22 protein-coding genes are annotated in these 18,844 nt (G+C 34.4%); 9 read left to right on the top strand and 13 right to left on the bottom strand.

Annotated features, from left to right (window positions below; all coding sequences use genetic code 11):
* Positions 1-217: 217 nt before the first annotated feature.
* The 3 genes from BXY64_RS07150 to BXY64_RS07160 are packed head-to-tail and all read right to left on the bottom strand — an operon-like array spanning position 218 to position 2,613.
* The gene (locus tag BXY64_RS07150; RefSeq protein ID WP_120239210.1) at positions 218-1,078 is read right to left on the bottom strand and encodes a DUF3037 domain-containing protein; all 861 of its coding nucleotides are present in this window, start codon (positions 1,076-1,078) and stop codon (positions 218-220) included.
* Positions 1,075-1,896, bottom strand: a complete 822-nt coding sequence (locus BXY64_RS07155) for a HipA family kinase (protein ID WP_120239211.1) — start codon at positions 1,894-1,896, stop codon at positions 1,075-1,077. The genes BXY64_RS07150 and BXY64_RS07155 overlap by 4 nt, the downstream gene beginning before the upstream one ends.
* 57 nt (positions 1,897-1,953) lie before the next feature.
* Positions 1,954-2,613, bottom strand: coding sequence for a S24 family peptidase (locus BXY64_RS07160; protein ID WP_120239212.1), 660 nt, complete (start codon positions 2,611-2,613; stop codon positions 1,954-1,956).
* Positions 2,614-2,735: 122 nt separating this feature from the next.
* On the opposite strand from BXY64_RS07160, the gene BXY64_RS07165 reads away from it, so the two are divergent.
* The 9 genes from BXY64_RS07165 (at position 2,736) to BXY64_RS07205 (ending at position 10,768) form a co-directional block, all read left to right on the top strand.
* Entirely contained in the window at positions 2,736-2,939 is a 204-nt protein-coding gene (locus BXY64_RS07165) for a hypothetical protein (protein WP_120239213.1), read from the top strand.
* Positions 2,940-2,941: 2 nt separating this feature from the next.
* Complete coding sequence (locus BXY64_RS07170) at positions 2,942-3,199, top strand: MerR family transcriptional regulator (protein WP_120239214.1); 258 nt, start codon at positions 2,942-2,944, stop codon at positions 3,197-3,199.
* Positions 3,200-3,201: 2 nt separating this feature from the next.
* Positions 3,202-3,444, top strand: a complete 243-nt coding sequence (locus BXY64_RS07175) for a hypothetical protein (protein ID WP_120239215.1) — start codon at positions 3,202-3,204, stop codon at positions 3,442-3,444.
* Positions 3,445-3,600: 156 nt separating this feature from the next.
* Positions 3,601-5,052, top strand: coding sequence for a hypothetical protein (locus BXY64_RS07180; RefSeq protein WP_120239216.1), 1,452 nt, complete (start codon positions 3,601-3,603; stop codon positions 5,050-5,052).
* A complete protein-coding gene (locus BXY64_RS07185) occupies positions 5,033-5,236 on the top strand; it encodes a hypothetical protein (protein WP_120239217.1) in 204 nt (67 codons plus the stop codon). The genes BXY64_RS07180 and BXY64_RS07185 overlap by 20 nt, the downstream gene beginning before the upstream one ends.
* Positions 5,237-5,360: 124 nt before the next feature.
* Positions 5,361-5,561: a helix-turn-helix domain-containing protein gene (locus tag BXY64_RS07190; protein WP_120239218.1), complete on the top strand. Its 201-nt coding sequence runs from the start codon at positions 5,361-5,363 to the stop codon at positions 5,559-5,561.
* Between the two features lie 113 nt (positions 5,562-5,674).
* Positions 5,675-6,292 (top strand): recombinase family protein, encoded by a 618-nt coding sequence (locus BXY64_RS07195; protein ID WP_120239219.1) that lies wholly within the window; start codon positions 5,675-5,677, stop codon positions 6,290-6,292.
* 114 nt (positions 6,293-6,406) lie between these two features.
* Entirely contained in the window at positions 6,407-7,447 is a 1,041-nt protein-coding gene (locus BXY64_RS07200; RefSeq protein WP_120239220.1) for a GNAT family N-acetyltransferase, read from the top strand.
* A gap of 60 nt (positions 7,448-7,507) precedes the next feature.
* On the top strand, positions 7,508-10,768 hold the full coding sequence (locus tag BXY64_RS07205; protein ID WP_120239221.1) for a sacsin N-terminal ATP-binding-like domain-containing protein: 3,261 nt from the start codon (positions 7,508-7,510) through the stop codon (positions 10,766-10,768).
* 51 nt (positions 10,769-10,819) lie between these two features.
* Here the strand turns inward: BXY64_RS07205 and BXY64_RS07210 are convergent, their stop codons facing one another.
* From BXY64_RS07210 to BXY64_RS07250, 10 genes are all read right to left on the bottom strand, one after another.
* Positions 10,820-13,828 carry a hypothetical protein gene (locus BXY64_RS07210; protein ID WP_120239222.1) on the bottom strand — a complete coding sequence of 1,003 codons (3,009 nt, stop codon included), beginning with the start codon at positions 13,826-13,828 and terminating at the stop codon, positions 10,820-10,822.
* On the bottom strand, positions 13,815-15,581 hold the full coding sequence (locus BXY64_RS07215; RefSeq protein WP_120239223.1) for a zincin-like metallopeptidase domain-containing protein: 1,767 nt from the start codon (positions 15,579-15,581) through the stop codon (positions 13,815-13,817). Before BXY64_RS07215 ends, BXY64_RS07210 begins: the two co-directional genes overlap by 14 nt.
* A gap of 2 nt (positions 15,582-15,583) precedes the next feature.
* Positions 15,584-15,832, bottom strand: a complete 249-nt coding sequence (locus BXY64_RS07220; RefSeq protein WP_120239224.1) for a hypothetical protein — start codon at positions 15,830-15,832, stop codon at positions 15,584-15,586.
* A gap of 87 nt (positions 15,833-15,919) precedes the next feature.
* A complete protein-coding gene (locus BXY64_RS07225; protein WP_120239225.1) occupies positions 15,920-16,210 on the bottom strand; it encodes a hypothetical protein in 291 nt (96 codons plus the stop codon).
* A gap of 16 nt (positions 16,211-16,226) precedes the next feature.
* Positions 16,227-16,820: a glycoside hydrolase family 108 protein gene (locus BXY64_RS07230; protein ID WP_120239226.1), complete on the bottom strand. Its 594-nt coding sequence runs from the start codon at positions 16,818-16,820 to the stop codon at positions 16,227-16,229.
* Positions 16,821-16,822: 2 nt separating this feature from the next.
* A complete protein-coding gene (locus BXY64_RS07235; protein WP_120239227.1) occupies positions 16,823-17,353 on the bottom strand; it encodes a hypothetical protein in 531 nt (176 codons plus the stop codon).
* Positions 17,347-17,523 (bottom strand): hypothetical protein, encoded by a 177-nt coding sequence (locus BXY64_RS21325; RefSeq protein ID WP_170150605.1) that lies wholly within the window; start codon positions 17,521-17,523, stop codon positions 17,347-17,349. The genes BXY64_RS07235 and BXY64_RS21325 overlap by 7 nt, the downstream gene beginning before the upstream one ends.
* Positions 17,524-17,527: 4 nt before the next feature.
* Positions 17,528-17,854, bottom strand: coding sequence for a hypothetical protein (locus tag BXY64_RS07240; RefSeq protein ID WP_120239228.1), 327 nt, complete (start codon positions 17,852-17,854; stop codon positions 17,528-17,530).
* A gap of 7 nt (positions 17,855-17,861) precedes the next feature.
* Positions 17,862-18,188 carry a hypothetical protein gene (locus BXY64_RS07245; RefSeq protein WP_120239229.1) on the bottom strand — a complete coding sequence of 109 codons (327 nt, stop codon included), beginning with the start codon at positions 18,186-18,188 and terminating at the stop codon, positions 17,862-17,864.
* A complete protein-coding gene (locus tag BXY64_RS07250) occupies positions 18,188-18,787 on the bottom strand; it encodes a hypothetical protein (RefSeq protein WP_120239230.1) in 600 nt (199 codons plus the stop codon). Before BXY64_RS07250 ends, BXY64_RS07245 begins: the two co-directional genes overlap by 1 nt.
* Positions 18,788-18,844 lie beyond the last annotated feature (57 nt).

Consider the following 18,844-nt stretch of genomic DNA (forward strand, 5'->3'; position numbering starts at 1 on the left):
TGCAATTTGCGTTTTGTTTTGCGGAGAGGAAGGGATTCGAACCCCCGAAACGCTTTTGGCGTTTACTCGCTTTCCAGTTCTGTATGTAGCTCGCGTAAGTGTCAGAAGTATAGATAGAAAGAATTTGGTGGGATGTTGATTTGCATGTTTTTTGCATGTTTAATAGATCAAAGAAAAGTCCTAATCTATATTAGATTGGACTTTAATACTTTGTTTTTTATTCAATATCTAAAAATGTTTTAGCTTTAGTTTCTTCAATTTTTAAAGCTACTAGATCTGCTTCTTCACTATGGATAACATTGAATTTTTTTCCTTTCATTAACTTTTCCCATAGCTGATGTTGTTTAGATCCTATTTCATTAGGTTCATCCGAAATAAGATAGAAATTATTTTTTAATCCATATCGATTATGCATATTTTCTAACATGGTAGAAAGAGCATAGTAGTTACTTATTTCTTTTTGTATAGTAACCTCTGATTGATTAAAAAATACAGATTTTGCACCAGTAAAAACACCATTTAAGCCAATACAATCCATCTCATATTTAAAATATAAGCTAGGTATGTATTTGTCTGTGAATTTAATATTAGTATGTACTTTATCTTTAACTCTTGTAATTAACTTTCTATTTATAACTTCAGATACTTTATGAATTTGATCTACTTTATAAATTTTTGGTTGAGGAGTCTCTTTATCAACCATTAAAGAGAAAAGTTTGTCAAGTGTTTCTAAAGAGTTTTTTTCCTTAATATATTTAGGTTCATCATACTGTATGATGTTTTGGTTATATCTATTTAGATATGAAAAGTAATTGGCATTGATTTTATTTTGAAACTTAAATAAGTTTTTTTCAATACTATTATTGCTTTTAATAGACTCTAGGCTATTCTCAATTTTTGAAATAAAAAAATCTAAAAATCGCTTATTTTCACCTAACAATGATTTTGCTATTCGGATTCTAGTATTTGAAAATTTCACAAAAAAATTATCATCATCAGATAAAACCAGACCAATACTAATAGAGTCGCCTGCTAAGCTATTAGGAGCAACTTTTATTATGCTGTAGTATGTTTTCATTTTAGTCTTGAATAAAAGTCTGTTAATACTAATTTATTACGATTTTCATTAAAAAGGAAAGAGTATAAGTGTTCCTTTAAATCATCTGTGAGCCCTAACTCATTGGGAATGTTTTCAGTTATTTCATTGAAATTTTCTTTACAATTTTGGATACAAAGGTAAAAATAATCCTTAATGTAATTAGTCCAACCATTTTGTTTTAACAAATACTTACATATTGACTTTACGAAATTAGAATATAAAAGGTTGTCATTGAAAGATTGAGAAACTCCTTCTATATAAAGAGAATCATAGTCCATAGTAGAAAATGTAAATGCATTATCTATGGCTACAATTTTTATTTTTTTTTCTGAAAAATCAAATAAAACATTAGGATTTGTTGGTTTTCGATCATCATTTTCTACCCATATATCGAATAAACTCAATTTAATTAAATCTTCAGGATTTTCAAATTTATTTAAATCTGCTTTTCCATCAATATTAATTAGATTGTTCATTTCAATAACATTGTCCAATCTTTTTGACCCAAAAGTAACATGTTCATAAAAATATAATTTGTGATATTGCGAAAGTGTTTCGGGTAAAATATTTGTATCAACTTTAATAGCGGAAATATCGGGAGAATTTAAGTTCCATAACTTAAGAAAATAATGACATAAGAATTCATTAATTAGGTATGTAGCAGGAGTTTGTCCTTTGGAATGCTTAATGTAGTATGAATCAAAATCTTCTGTAAGTATTAAAAGGGGACTATGACCTTCTGTTGGTATTTCTTGTATGAATGAAATAGCATCCAAATATTTTAATTTTTCAATCACTGTTATCAAATCTTAAATTAATGATTAGCTTTTTTGTGTTTTTGATAGTTGACTTAATCAATAACTCCTTTGCGAAACTATCCCAATAACCTTATAAACTTGTCTTATAAACTTCTTAGGAATTTCAAATTCGCTATAGTTGGCATTATAGCTTTTTAAAGTGAAAATATCTTTGTCTTCATTTTTTGCAATAACCTTGCAGTATACCTCATTTTCAGTAACAACAATAAAGATGTTACCGTAGTCCAGGTAATCTCTCCAGTTGGGCATGTTACGTACAACAGCAATATCTCCACTTTGCATTGCTGGCGTCATAGAGTCACCAACAATTGTTAATGCAATATCATCTTCACGAGCAAAAGGCACAGATAAACTATCTATAACATACTCATTACTTAACTGTAATTGACCAATTCCAGCTGAAGCCTCTGAGTTATACAAAGGAATGGTTAGAGCATGCGTTTCGCATGGTTGAATTTCATCAGAATCGATAGATAAATCAGCTTGAAGCATATCGCCTTTACCTGTCAATAACCATTCGTAATTTATTTCGAAGTGATTTGCAATTGAAGACAAAACTTCGAATTTAGGTTGTCGGCCAGCAATGTAATTTCTGATATTCGCTTCACTTGTTCCAACTTTAACTGCAAACTTCGAATTGTTACCATCACAGAAGTACGAGACAAGTTCTTTTATTCGTTCAGATATATTACTCATATCGAAAAGGTTATGTTTTTAATCGAAAAATGTTACGATTTTTACTTGTTTTAATCGAACAAACATACGTATATTTGTGCGAGAGATTATAACAAATGTAACAACAAAATTCGAAATACAGGATGGAAAAGGAAATAATTCGAACAAAAGTTGATTGGGTGGCCACACTTGACCAATTTTCGATTGGAGATCTACACCAGTTTACAGTTGGGACAAGAGAGATTTTTAATATTCGACAAGTAGCATACAGACTTAAAAAGAAGTCGGGGAAAATTTTTGCTACCACTACACTTGATGATGGAATTGAAGTTAAAAGGGAGGAATAAAAATGAAGAAACCAGAAATAGTTTGTGATTTAAATCAAAAGAAGTGGCTTAATCTGCAAGAGGCAATTGCCTATTTGGGTTTTGGTTCGAAAGATACTTTTCAAAGCTGGAGAGAAGGTATTAGAATTCACTCCCAAAGCAATAAAATGATCTTTTTGAAATCATATAAAACAGGAAAGAACATAGTTTACAAGAGAACGGACATTGATAATTTCATGGAAGAGTATCAACGAGTTAAATTAAATCTTAAAAGTGCCTAAATATGAAAGCTACAACAAGACAAGGTGTTTGGGTATCTGAGATTAATGAGAATATCCATGCCATTATAGATACGAACCGAAATCAAATAATAAAGTGTGAGAAAGGAGTGCCAAGAGTTTTTCAATTTAAGAATGAGATTACAACCAGACATGTTTCTCTCATGCTTCACATCTTTAGAAGCAGTGCTCTTATTTGTAATACTTGCGAATCGATACAAGAAACATTCAAAGCAAAAAGGAGTTAATAATTTCTTTTTGCTTTACTGAATTCCCTATGAATACTATAGATTCAGAATAAAGTACGCACTTAAAAAGGGTACGAATACACAGGTTTTCTCAAGCCTGTTTTTTTCGAAAATTGCTCACCTGGGCAAACGAAAACGCATGTAAACAGGGTACGCATGCACATGGTTTTTCCGATAATTAACTCACTACTTTTAAGACCTCTTCCACCATTGATTGACGGTATTAGCATAGAACTTATTGACTTTGATTTTCACCTTTGGGAAAGATTACCAGAGCTTGAATTTTCTGTGTTGACCGTTGTTGGATCAGGTATGGAATTGGGAAGTAGAAAAGCTCACCACAAAGGACTTGACTTTATTATCGAACCAAAAGGAAAAGCCAAAATCAAAGGTTCCATTCATAAGTTCTTTAATGATGGAGACCACAATATCAACCGATTTACTTTTGAGAATTTTAAAGATGCTGTTGGCCAGCTTTCGGTATTTGGTGTAAATCCCGAAAATGCCAGGCTAAAGAGTTTTGAGATCGGTTTGAACCTGGATACTTCAGCTTCAAAGATTGAAACAAAAACATTTCTGGAAAGTGTTTTGTATTGTCGTGGCGCTGAACGTTCTGAAATGGAGTTGAACGGAAAAACAGGTTATGGATATGCCTATAAAACTACCAATGCAACTTACAAGTTCTACGATAAGGCCGAACAATCCAAAGTTCAATCAGAACTGCTAAGAGTTGAAACAAAGTTCACTCGAATGAGAGCCGTTGAAAATTACGGCATTTACACTTTGGCTGATTTACTGGATGAAACAAAACTAAGTCGATTAATTGCAGACAAGTTCCTCAAGACCATTGATGAAACCATATTCTTTGAATGGGATCAGATAAAAACTACACGCCGTCTTCCAGCTAAGTACAAAAGCAAATTCAAAGATTTAAGAAATCCTGATTGGTGGATTAAAGATGAACGTAGCCGAAAGGAACGACATCGCAATAAACTGCTACTAGAAAAGCTAATTAACCAGTATGCAAAGCGGAACATTAAAAATATCTTGAAAGGATTGATTTCATTGGAGTTTACATACTTTTTACGCAGTAAAAAAGGTTACGAATACACCACTTTTGAAAGCCTGAAAAACTGGAATCAAACCAATAACGCACAAAAAAAGGGAACGGTTACACAACGTATTGTATGTGCGGATTCCACCGACCAGGGGGAGGAGAAAAAAGAGAAAAGATATTGTTTGACCTGTGGAAAGGATATTACCCATCAGAAAAAAGGTTCAAAGTATTGCAATGATCAAAGAAAGTGCAGAGATAAGGCTTACAACCTGAAAGTATCTGAAAAAAAGAAAGTCAAGCAAACAGCAAAGCAAAAAGAGATCCTAAACCTGATTAAAGATTTGGGAACCGAATTCAATCTGGTTAGAACCACAAACCCAAATAGAAAAAAGAAAAAAGGAGTACCAGGTCGAAAGACTTCGATCATAGTCGACATAGGAGGGAAGAAGAGATATTTTCATGGAGTTGCAGCTCGATTCTTCCTCAGAGAATTTGAAAAGAAAACAGAATCATTAACCAACCAACATGAACATGAAACAGATTGTACTTGAAACACTGAGACGAATCATTGAAAGAAAAAGAGTTGCAAACAAAAGTCCAGATCATGCAACCTACCTGGAGTTAAAAAGTGAATTAGCTGAACAGAGAGACCAGGCTCTTAGGGAACTGTGGAAGGAACAAAAGATAAAATCGGGGAATACCCTTAATGATAAATTTATACAACTGGAAGAATGAAAGTAAAGCTTAAAATATCGAATCATGAAGTTTGGGAGAAATGCTCAATATGTAATGCGACCTATGATTTAAGAATGGACAATTACTGCCCAATTTGTAAAGAACCACCAAAATCAACTTGACCATGGAATACAGAACAATGAACAGAAAAGAACTCGCAGCGGAACTGGATATTTCCTATGCGACACTTTATAGAAGAATGAAATTACTCGATCCAGAATTTAGAAAGCAGATTGCAGGACATTCACTGCTTTTTGAAAATGAAGTAAAATACATCCACGAACAAATATCAGGATTAAAAAAATGGGAATCGGGTTCAAAATAGGGTGTACTTCAAACCGAACCCAAAAAGAGAGGGGAATTTTAATGATTCCCCCTTCAAAATCTATTATTCTGAACCCACTCTAAAAATGAACCCGAAAAGAAGAATTTTTTACAATGGAAAAGAAAATTTTTAAATACGCTCGAATTTCTACCTCTGAACAAAACGAAGCTCGACAAGTTGAAGCTTTGAAAGATTATCCAGGCGAAATGCTCATTGATAAAATTTCTGGAAAAATTCCTTTTGCAGAAAGACCAGAAGGAAAAAAGATCATTCAATCGGTAAATGAAAAATCGATTTTTGAATTGATTGTTTTGGATGTTGACCGCCTGGGAAGAAATACTCTTGATATAATGGCAACTCTTCAACTGATGAAAGAACACAAAATTTGTGTAACGGTTCATCGCTATGGATTGAAAAGTTTTGTTGATGGAAAAGCAAATCCAACATTTGAATTGATTTCGAATATCATGTCAACTTTGGCACAAATTGAAATTGAACGTACAAAGGAAAGACAAAAGGAAGGTATTGTCCAGGCAAAACAGAGAGGTGCTTACAAAGGAAGGCCAAAAGGTTCAAAAAATAAGGATAGTTCTTCATTGGTAGAGAAATATCCCAATGTTGCAGCTTGTCTGGAAGCTAATATGAGTATTGATAAAACAGTTGCAGCTACAGGAGTTAGTAGAAGTACAGTTAAACGAATACGGAAAGAATACTACCGAAGTTTAATTTAATTAAAGTAATCTAGAAAGATTCTATTTTATTATCGATTCTTTACAATTTTTATGATTCAGATTTGACTATGATTTATATGTGTAAATTTATCAATCAATTATAAAAAATACGATATGAATTTCAATAATATTACTAAGGAAATAGAAAGGGATCAAATCAATCTTAGACCTATTTTGCTTTCAGATAGTAGGTTTATCGATTGTATGTTTGAGGATGAAGATATAAAGCGATATTATATTGTACCTAAAGAGGCTCAGCAAGACTATAAGCGATTAGTCAGATATTGGTTAAATGATATAAGGAATGGAGCTGGAACTTGTTGGATTATTACTCAGAAGGAAAACGGATTACTTTTCAAGAATAAACAAGTTGGATTTGTCGCATTTGAATTTAGAGATTCATTAAAAAAGGCGCGAATTAGTTATGCAATCTTGCCTGAATATAGAGGTCAAGGAATCGCAACAGCCGCAGTGGAGATGGTGATTGACAAATTAAAAGATGAAGGAGTTGAAAAATTAGAAGCGGATATTGATAGGGATAATTATTCTTCGGAAAAAGTTGTTGAAAAGCTAGGTTTCAATGTGAATAAAAAACAAGCTTTAGTAGATCCCGAAATGTTTAGAGATGGAGATGTTAGAATGAGAGCTTTATGGTACAAAGATGTTTTTGATTTTTCAAAATTAGAATTCTATTACATTGATCAAGATGAGTTTAGTAGACTAATAAATAATGCAACGATTTATAAGGTTTGGGAAGAAGAAAAAACAACTGCTAGAGTATTAGGGAATATGCTGGGAGCTCAACCTACAGAAAAAACAGGAAGATATCACTTCGTATTTCAAACAGATGTTACCGAAAAACTTGTTGGAATTAGTGACGATGATTCTCTAAGGTATAATATTCCTTGGGAATTATTACGTGAAGAACAACATAATGGCAAAAAAATCTTAATTTTTTGCGGTTGGGGTGATCCAAAAAATGGAATTGGTAGTATGAAGTTTGATTATTATGAGATTGGTATTGATAAAATGCTCTTTGCTAATTTATTGGCTGAACTCATGTCAAATTATCCAGACTTTTTCTCAGAACAAAAGATGAGAAGCGTTATTGGATTGGAAGGGTTCAGGTTTGAAGAAGGTCAAATAGGGATATAAATGTTTGGTTAAAGTTTGAATTTTAACTAGTTAAATTAATAGATTGAAGGTGTAGAATTTATGTCAGGATATTTAGAAGAAGTAATAAATAGTAAAGACTATAACAATTATAAATTAACAGCTGATAAAGTTATTGAGAAACTTGATGGCGTTAGAGAAGAGAGAACTAAATCAAGACGAAGGTGGATTTGGGAATTGATGCAAAATGCCAAAGATGTTCCCAATAAATATGAAATGGTTTCTATAGAAATTAACCTAGCTGAGGATTTATTTCAATTCAAACATAATGGTGATCCTTTTCAGGTTGGAAATATAACAGGATTAATACAGCAAGTGAGTTTTGGAAAGCCATCAAATAATTCAAATAGAAGAATTACGGGTAAGTTTGGTACGGGATTTATCACAACTCATTTGTTGTCTGATGTGGTGGAAGTAGAAGGAGTTGTTGAGAAAGAGCCATTGCCTCCCAAAAAGTTTAAAATTAGACTAAATAGAAAAGGAGAAACCTCTGAAGATTTAATACCAGCAATTAAGACTGAACTAGAAAAACTAAATGAAATAGAAAAATTTGAACCTTTAGATGAATATCATATTAAAAGGGATGAAATTGATAAGCCAACAATTTTTTCTTATCCCTTACAAGATGAAGAATCAAAAAAGGCGGCAATAATAGGTGTCGAGGATTTAGCTAATACATTACCACAGACTCTTATTTTCGTTAATGATCAGTTGAAAGCAGTAAGTGTGAATGACAGCATTAATGGTCAGAAAATAAAATATGAAAGAGTACGATTTGATGAAATTGAGTGTTTTAATGAGAATGAGGTAATAATATATGCAACAGTAATAAAAGAAACTAATGGAGATGCTGAGGAGTTCAATTTTATTGTTTTTAGAAATGAAGAAATTGATTTGGCAATTAGAGTATCAGACTTTGAAACTAAAAAAGTATTAATAAATGAGAAATCACCTAGGTTATTTAGAGATTTTCCTCTAGTAGGATCAGAAAAATTTCAATTCCCTTTTTTATTAAATGGTACCAAGTTCCACCCAACAGAAAAAAGAGATAATATTTTACTAGAGGGGAATGAAAATAAACCTACAACAAATAGAAGAATAGTTGAATATACTATTGATAAAGTTAAAATATTTGTGGAGTGGCTAATAAAAAAAGAGGCACAGAACCTAAGTTCCATTGCAAATAGTCGCATTCCTGAATCAATCAGTGAAGAATCCGTTGAAAAATGGTATAAAACAAATATTCAGAAAAATTACAGAAATTTCTTATTACAACAACCAATTGTAGAAACTGGGAATGGAAATTTGAGCTTGCAAAGTGCAATAATACCAAAAGTGTCTGGGAGTAATGAGGTAAATGAAGAGTTCTGGGAAATTGTATCTGAATTCTATGGAAAAGATCGATTATGCAGAAAAGAACATTTGAAAAATTGGCATAAATATATTGGGCCATCAGATGAAATTGATACGTGGGAAGATGATATTTATTTTACTCTTGAAGATTTATTGAAGCAAATTCAGGTTAATAAGAAGCTGGATGAAATTAAGATTAAAGGGGATCTATCTAATATTGAATGGTTAAATAAAGTTTATTCATTCATTATCAAATTAAAGCAAACCGATTTTTTTAATGCGTATAAAATTTTTCCGACAATTTCGGGTATTTTGAAATCTTTTGATGATGATTTATTTGTAGAAGAGGTAAATGAAATACCTGATCACTTTATTTCGATTTATAAAAAATTGAATTCAGATTGGAATGATATTCTTATTCATAGAGGTATTATTAATATTGATAGTTCAAGAGCATCAAAGTCAACAAAAGATATATCTACGGAAATCAATAAGATTTTAAATTATGAGGAAAAAAATTCACTAGGGGTTACTCAAAAATTCTTTTTTGAAAATGAGCATGCAGAAAGTGTTTTAATTGAAATAATAAGGGTGTTTTCAATTGCAAATTCACAATCTTTTCAAGCCAAATTATTTGATTTAGCAAAGCGCTTTTTTAATTACAATGAAAGTGAAAAAATAATATCAAATATTGAGGATTTTAATTTTAATCCTGCAATCAGACAATTAATAAAACTTTTAAATCGTAGCATAGAGAAATCGGAAGATCTTAATAAAATTTGTTCTACTAATAGTGCTAGTTGGTTAAACGAATATCTTATTTTACTTCAGAATAATACGGAGTTTAAAAGCTTTTTGGAATTTGGGAATATTGTTCCAAACAGAAAAGATGAATTGTGCAGTATAAATGAGGTTAAAAGTTATGGAACGGAGGAGACACCGCTAGATGATGTATTGATAAGCATTTTATTTGATTTTAATTCTGAAGAAGATTGGAATAAAATATTGGTACATGACTTGTTTAGAGAACTTGATTTAAAGAATAAAAAGCTTGATGAACTGGCCAATAAAATTCAAGATGAATTAGAAAGATTAAGAATTAATAATCAATTTTCGAATAAGAGTAACTCGATTTTAAAATTAAATAAATGGTGTGCTGAAAATCCTATTTTAGCTCAAACTTATTTTAAGCCATTTCTGGGGGAAAAAGATAAGATTCTAGTTAATATTTCGTTAGAAGATGAGAAAGTTGGAGGTAATATAGTGAAGTTGCTTTCCGATAAAGATAAGTTGGATGATTTAGTTTCAATATCAGAATCTGGGGTTAATTTATCTCATTTATCAGAAATTGCAGAAATTGCTAAATCTATTAGCATAGAAGAAATAAGGGATCTTGCTCAGCAGTTAAAAGATGAGAAAGAAGATTTTGAATTTAAGAAAAAAATTGGGAACGAAATTGAAAAAGCATTTATTGAAACCTTTAATTCATTAAACCTGCCTTATGAAATAACCTACCAAGGTATAGGTTCACAAGATGTTATCATTTATAATCCTATTAATCAAAGATCTTTTTATATAGAGCTAAAGTCTTTGTCGCCAAATAGACTTGATAAATCAATTAATTTATCTATTTCGCAGGCTCGTAAGGCTGTAGAACAAATTGATGAAGATAATTATATCGTTTCTGTATTGATAAGACCCAATCATTGGGAGGATGCATCTATTGAATTTATAAAGAGAAATTTACGAAGTCAATTTGCAATTGGAACACTCTTAAAACAAGTTGTAAATAAGAATCGTCAATTTGAAGAATTGTTGTCATATACAAATGAAATAGACCTTGCATTTGTTGATACTAGAAGAAAAGTAAAAGTATCTGAAATGATATGGAGAACAAATGGACAAAGCTTTGATGAGTTAATTCATAAGCTGAAAATGTATCTTGATTAAGTTTCAGTTAAAATTAGGAGATAGAAAAAGAGAGCTTTTGAGCTCTCTTTTTTATGGAGTAACCTTCTCATTCCACAACTCATCAAAAGGAGCTAACATAGATTTCCAATGCTTGTACAGGTAAACTTTAGAGAGATCCCAATTTTCCCCTTTACTGGTATCAGGGATGTAAGCCCGAACTGTAAGAACAGGAATATGTGATATCATGTCCTCTGCATTGAATTGTTGAAATGAACCATCAGCCTGTGCATGGGTCTGCATTCCACCATTTGTGATTTCCGTATCTTCAATATCTGCTTGAACCATCCAATAAACCCACTTGCCAGCCATATCACTACCAAAAGAACTTTTCTTAAGAGTCCAATAAGCAACTCTCATATATTTACGAACACCATTAATAAGAATAGGCAAAGCTTGGTTTCCTCCTCTTGGTGTTAATTCAATGGTATCACTTCCAGAGAAGCTTACATTGAAATCAAAATCTTTCAACAAGAAAGTATTAGCATGATGCCCAATCTGCAAAGAAGGAACCGCGATTTCTCCAGTGTAATTCTTCTCGACTGTGTATTGATCTACCTCTACATTGGCTGGCTGCGCATCCTGTTTTTCCTTGCTGACCAATTCAAAATCATTACTTTCCTTTCTGTAACGATAGTAAGCCCAACCACTGGAAACTTGACTGTCTGCACTTGCGTCTGTACATTTCACCAGCTGGCCATTAGACAAAGCAGGTCTTTTGGCATTCATGTCTCCATAATCAACTGCTACCTCTGTTCCAAAGTCATTGATTTCTTGAATTGGGGCAAGAGCTTTTTTGTAAATCTTGTGAAAGACTAGATTAGACTGATCAGCGTTTGCAATATCATCTGGAATTGGCAATTTGACAAAGCCCAAAAGCACATTTTCAAGCCAATCAATACCACTTAAATCTGGCATTTTACCTAAGCCCACTTTATAGGTCATTCCGTTACTTCCATCGGTAACCAATGGGGAATAAACAGCAACATACATGGTTTTTCCCTGTATTAGGTTTGCCCATACTCCAATTGAAATATTAACATTTTTTACACCGAACGTTCTGTTCCCACTATACCTTTTGGCTGGGATATTTTTCATTTCTGGGTATGGATCTAAATAAACTTTGATCTGTTTGACCACAGATGAATAATCGGCTTTCATGTTAAAATCTTCCATGATCTTAACATATCGACTATTTTCATAAGCTGATAGCACCCTTAATTTGTCATCATAGACAGGCTCAACCGTTAACCCATCAGTGGGAGTGCCGTTTAAGTTTAGTCTTTTCTCAGCTGGTGCCAGGCAATTCTTCCAAAATTTGTACAATTTAAAATCTTCCTGTTGCAGATCTTTTCCAGCTCTGGGTACAGGACAAGTCACACTTAGTAGAACAATGTTGGATGAAGTTGCAGGATCGTAAGGCCTTTTTACATCAAAAGTGCTGGAGGCACCACCATAATAAGTAACCCAACCATTAAAAGTGCCATTTTCATCATCCAAAAGCTTGAATGCAATATCCCAGTGGTAATGAGTTCCAGCTATTTTATTGCTGGCAGTATCCAGATTAAAAGTTGGGGTTCCAATTCCAAACCAACGAATTCCAGCACTAGTTTGCACAGGAATGTTCCTTCTGCTCTCTCCACCAATAAGCTTTAACTGAATGCTGTTTGCACCTTCAACTTTTTTGATTTCAAAGTCAAAGTCTTCCAACAAGTATCCATTTTTTAGAGGATTGTGGTGTTCAGGCACAAACAAATGATTGTCGGCAGTAACACGAATGGTTTCATTGTCCAGGTAATTATCTTGTTTTAGTACATTTTTCCAATGCTTAATTACTAGGCAGCTATCAACATCAAAAGTATTGGTGTCAGCTTTTAGTGTAGCTTTTACCTGTGCAATTGGATATAAAATACCATTGTGCCTGGTTTCCTTTATGATCTCTTGAAATCCTGTTGCACCAGGTCTGGCAACACATACAAGACCAGAAGCACTGGTATATTCATCAGTAATTGCAGTGTAAAGTGTCCAGTAGCAATCTGTATCTTCCGTTACTGCTTCATGTTGAGCATATCCTTCACCTATTTTGAAATACTTAACCTTAGGAGTAAGAATGTGAATGAAATCTTTGGAATAATTCCTTCGACTTAAGTCATTTATTTTAATCCACAAAGTAGGCTTTCCACTAATCGATGAATTGTCAAAAGCGAAATCAAAATCCTCAGTAAGTTTCCAGTTCGCAGGAAAAGGATTCATTTCTCTAAAATGAGTAAGCTTACTTTCAGAATTTAAACCAATGCTAAGTTGATCAGGCTTGTATCCATTGTGCTGTCTTGAGACCAATTTGAATCCTTTGTTGACAAGGTTGTTGTAGTCTTGTTGATAGGTAGCCCACCCTTCAGAAGGATCGGGGGCATCGCTATTGTCTAAAACCCTTGCGATTTGACCCGATGGAACGTTGGTGTAATGAAAGGTCATTTCTTGATAGTTCTTGTACTCCCAAAAGTAGGGACGTACAAAAACTTCATTGGGAATAGAGTTCTCATAGAATCTGAACACTTGTGTATTGTACTCATCCAATTCATTGTTTTCATTCATGAACAAACGAGCTGAAGCAAGTGGTAAAAACTTTCCTGATTCTCCTTCCAATGTTCTTGGTAAATCACAATTGAATTCCTTTTCAACGACAAAAACAGGATAAGTGGTGTATTTGCTTGTCACTTCCAAATACCAGGTTAAAAAACAACCTTGTCCATGCTCATTGATGAAAGAATTCAGCTCTTCATTTGTAAAGAGTTTACTTGTCAATCGGTACTTTCCACTAATTCCGTTGCTGTATCTTTTCAAATAATCACTGGCATTAACGCCCCAGGTAAGATGAGCTTTTCCTCCAGGGTATTTCGAGAAATGAAAAGAAAAACGCTCATAGAACTTGATGGCCTTATCGAGTTTGAAATCCTCCAGGTTCACAATGTTTCCCTTGCTGTTTTTAGCAATGGTGCGATTATCAATTTTGGCTCCAGTATTAGGCTTACTTATTCTCATTACTCAATATTTTTTTAGTGAACACATTGTAAGTCTGATCACATGAATTGTATCTGTTCTTTTCACACTGAGCATTGCCCCCTTTGGCAACCTGGATCACAATAGAACTATCGTATTCTGACATAACACCACCTCTGGCAGTTCCAGCTGTAGTACTTTGAAAGATCACCAACCATATCACATTGGGATACTTCTCAATTAATTTTCCAAAATCTTCCTGGGAAAGCAGATCTTGCAGTTTTCCCCAGCTGTCAATTGCAATCACATCAAAGCTTTTGCAGTACGCTTCCAGTTGCTTCATGTTGCACTGACCACTTACACTCACATTTTTAAGGTTCTGCTTTTCGATGTATGAAATGTAATTTCCAAACAGTTCAGATTGTGGTGATACTTCCAGGGAAAGAAATAAAGACTTCAAATTTTGATCGGCAAACAGATCAATTAACTGGCAAAGCAAACGAGTTTTGCCAGCACCTTTTTCGCCTCTTAAAACAATGGCAAAACGATCTTTCTCATAACCGCCAATGAATTTACCCAGCTGTCCTTTTAAAGCTGTGATATTGGAATTCGGTTTCCAGTTGGCCAGGTTGGTAATCATCTTTTCATTGGTATGTCCCAATAAAGTGAGTTGTTTGGCTTCCTGCTTTTTATTGCTTACAGTTTTAGGCCTTTCTTTTTTTACTTTTTTTTTATCCTTTTCCTCCTTGGCTCTATTAGTCATTGATTTTGGAACCAGCTTGGAAAGGTCAATTCCTTCCAAAAGATAGTCGGCAGCATCACAAGCATAGCCGTAGGCTTCCACCAGGTTTTTATCTACATCACCTTTGGCTCTGCTCAACCAGCCTTTTAGATAGGTAATCCCATTTTGGCGATTGTACTTCAATCCCAGTTCCGTACAAATAATCATAGCACCCATTTCAGCAACCAATTCCTCATTTGGATAATCCAGAGTTGCAGAAATACCAAGTTTCCCTCTTCCCAAACGTTTTGGATTCATGGTACTGTGGGTAATCTCATGAAAGAGGGTAGAGTAGTATTCAGCAACTTTCTTGAATTGCTTGATATTTACCATGTGGATTGACTCATTATTAAAATTCAGTGCGCTATGTGTATAATAGCATCTATCTGCCTGGTCAGTATGAATTTTAGGAACACGTTTTCTTTTTACCAGCTCTTTAAGGAAGTTTTCAACGTATTGATTGAACTCATTGTCTTTGAAAAAGACCTGTTTGAAAACTGGCTTTTTAATCCCTTCACAATAATCAATATTGACGGCACGATGCAATTTAGGCAACATCCAATCAGGTTTACGAGGAGTTTTGTCCTCTTTGTCCTTAAACATTGGAATGTAGGATAAAACCGAAATTACCTTTGATTTGTCGATGAGTTTACCACCCTTTTCTTTAAGAGCTGCCATGGTAATGAAATAAGGGCTTTTTCCTGCATTTCTTTCCATGGTAAGAATGTTTGTGCTGTTCTTGTACAAACGACCTGAAACGTTTCTAAATCCACTTAAAACAATTCCTGATTCACTAAAAACCAAACCAGCTTTCCAAGGCTTTTCCCACTTGGTAAACAAGAATGTTTTGATATCATTAATCAGTTCCAGTTTGAATTTTTCCTTGTCATCCTTCCAGCCATCCAGGTTGGAATCAAACAGGCCTTTTAGGATTTCACTTGTTCTGAGTTTAATTCTGCTTACCCTTTTTTTAACAGCCTGTTTGCTTGTGCTTTTTAAAATATATCCTAACATCTTTAATTGAATAAGTTTTGAAATAATCCTTTCTTTTTGGATTCATCTTTTTTGTTGTCCTGATCCTGGTCTGTTTTTGTGTCAATTTCAATGAAACCGCCCTTTTTAGTTTTGATATCCTTTATTTCAATATTGGTTTGCTGGGCAGGAATTTGATTTTTACCGTATTTGTAGCCAATGGCCATTCCAAAACCAAGGCCAGTTGTTAGTAAAAGGATTGCTGATAGTATGGTTATTTTACGTTTGAGCATGATGTTAAAATTTAGTGTTTGGTGAACTGTTCCGTTGCTACAGATCCAATACAGGCACAAGTCAGAATAACCAGTTGTTGGATGTATTCAATCGGAACTTTGAGTATTACCCCAGTGATAATGGATGTAACCAATAAAAGGGAAATTTGCCTTTTGAAGCTTGGGACTCCTTTGTTGTCCGATAGAGTCTGTCTGAACCAGTTTCCTTTTGTCTGTTGTTGCTCCATTATCCAATCTGTAAGTAATTAATTTGATATCTGCCTGAATCTCTGTTTGTGATACATGAAGTCTCCAATTGCTGTATAGAGAGAGCATGATCAGAAAGACCAGTACAGCATGTTCTGGAGAAAAGAATCCTTTGATTTCGTTTGTTGTCATTTGCTTTTGTTATTGGTCAAAAAAAAAGCGTCAAGCCAAGCAAAGCAACCACTCCAAAAGAAATCCCGACTGTACCTAAATGAGTTTTCAGAAAAGCAATGCGATTGAGCCACCCCCTTTTAAACTGAGGTTGAGATTGAGCTAGCTGATTGATAAATCTCTCACGCTCCAAAAGCAATTTTGCAGCAACTTCATTGGCATCAAAGCGTTTCAATGCTCCCTGGGTTTTAGCTCCTACAATACCATCTACTTTTAGAAAAGCACCCATGCTGTTTAGAACAGATTGCAGACTCTTTATTGCTCTGCTTTTGCCTGAGTTGACTGCATAGTCAAAAAGCTGATTGGCTACAACCTGAGGCATTAAGCCACATTGAAGCGGTACCCAAAAATTGGCTCGATAAAAATGACGAACAGGCATTGCCAGGGCAGAAAAGAAAGTATTCCTTTTGATTGGTTTTACTTGCTTGTCAATGAACTTCCAACCTTCCCAATTAGGGAATGCGACTCTTGAAATCCCTGCATAAGTTTCTTTCCCATTGTCATGAGGATGATTTGAATATCCTCCTTCCATCATTTCTGTAATGTGATAGCTTGTTTCAAATGTTGCCATAATTAAATTGTTACCCCGATTTTAGATAAGATGGATCTTGCAATTGCCATTTCCTTGTTGTCAAGCTCATTGTACAGTTCAGCTACCAAAGTTCTCTTCCTGGGCATTCCGTATTCACGACCAACCAAGAGCCAGTCGGCACTATTCTTTAGTACCCTCAGATTGCTGTATACTTGCTCTTCATAAGTTCCCATGTACTCAAAAGCATCCAAGAGGGATTGAGCAATACTTTTGGCAGTTGCCGTTCCAATGGTAGGTTTGACTCCTACTTTTGAAATCTCATCATTGATTTGATTCTGAATTTTGTTTTCAGCTTCTTTTCTCTCTTTCTCACTTTTGGCTCCAGTAAACCAGTCAATCATTCCATTCATTCTGGAAAACATTTTGTAACCAGCATAAAGAGCCAATCCCATTACCAGCAAACCGCCGATGTTGACCATTTGCTTTTGAGCAGGATCAAGATTTTTATATTTTTTGGCTCCTTCCGCAACTACCAGTTTGGTTGCTGCGGCCTGAGGTAAAACTCCTAGCATAAGTGTCGGTATTTATAAGCGTTTGCAAGTAATTTATTCAAGTCTTTTCCCGAATTCTGGAAATACTCAATGATTCGTAAAGACTTGTCGTTTAAAGGGACTGCAAAGCTTTCTAAAAGCTCGGCTTTTTCCTTCTTACTGAATTTCTTTTTCTCTTTGCTTGTTGGCATGTCTTTATCCTTTTTGAATTACTACTGTGTTGTTTGTGTTCTGGCTTGTAAAGTCTCTTGTTTCAGTTTGAGAAATCAGAAATAAACCTTCCTTTTCTGCAATTTCTGAAGCTTCAAGAAATACCCAGAAACCTGCTTCCTCTGTAATGTCTTCTATCTCCAGGCTCTCTTTTGTTTCCAAAGGATAACCGATTTTGGATGAAGCATTGGGGTGAAGGATAGCAGTTGATTTTGTTTTGTTGGTAATGATCAATGCCTTTGAAGCTGGAACACTTACTTTGATGAGTCGCCCAGCTTCAACGACTGATTGAATGTTCTCAAAAAGTCTCATTTGTAACCTATTTTTCCAAAGTGAACACAAGTGCACCTTTTACCTCTGCACCTGTAATAAATGAGGTGGCAATTCGAATAGAATTGTTTGAGATGGGTTGTTCCAAAATCATTTCCTCACGTCCTGTTCCAATTTTAAAGTAATCCAAAGGAACACTTTCAACAATGGATAATTTGCCGTCATGAGTTTTGATTTCTACGTCAATATTGCCCCCGTTTTCTCCGATCCATGAAACTGCTTTCAAGTGGTCGTAATCATCAAAACTAACCACCTCATTAGAGGTGGCTGTTGGGTCTGATGATTGTTTATGGATGTTATAAACAAATCTTTTCATTAGGCGTGGTTTTCAGTGATTTTGTACCCAACAAAAGCAACCTCAATAACGATGTCTTTGTCAGCAGGACAAGGAGCATTGAAGATGTTTAGTTCAGGTAAAATGGTTTGATTTGGAGCAATGATAAAAGGACTAACCTCATGAGCCATGTCTACGGTTTTATCATCACCAGCTTGCTCTGGAGTCATGTGACGCAAAATGGCCTTCATCTTTTCTTTGTTGGCTACTTTGATTGATAACTCATTGTTGAAAAAGCTTGCAAGAGTTGGATTTTCCGAACCAACATTGAACTCCTGTGCAGAGATTTCATCTTCACTTGCCAATTTTGCGGCACAATTTGCAGTTGAGATCAAAATCCCAGTTACCAGGAAAGCAACCCCACCAGTCAAACGTGCTGAATCGATGTTCCGAACACCATCTTTCTCCACGTCCTGAGGCTTCATTAATTGCTGAATTCCTGTTTTCCCTGCCAGGGATTTACGGATGTACAAAACATCTTTCTCGATCTGAGCTCCGTCAGTATCAAAAGTGATTTGCTTGTTTGCTTTTGCAATCGCTCTTACGTTTGCTTTTTCTTCTAAAACTTTAACTAATTCCATGCTATTTAAACTATTACTCTGTGTTTCTAAAAAATGATTTTTTCCTATGCGATTGTT

Origin of the sequence: Marinifilum flexuosum (assembly GCF_003610555.1) — a bacterium.
Lineage (GTDB): Bacteria > Bacteroidota > Bacteroidia > Bacteroidales > Marinifilaceae > Marinifilum > Marinifilum flexuosum.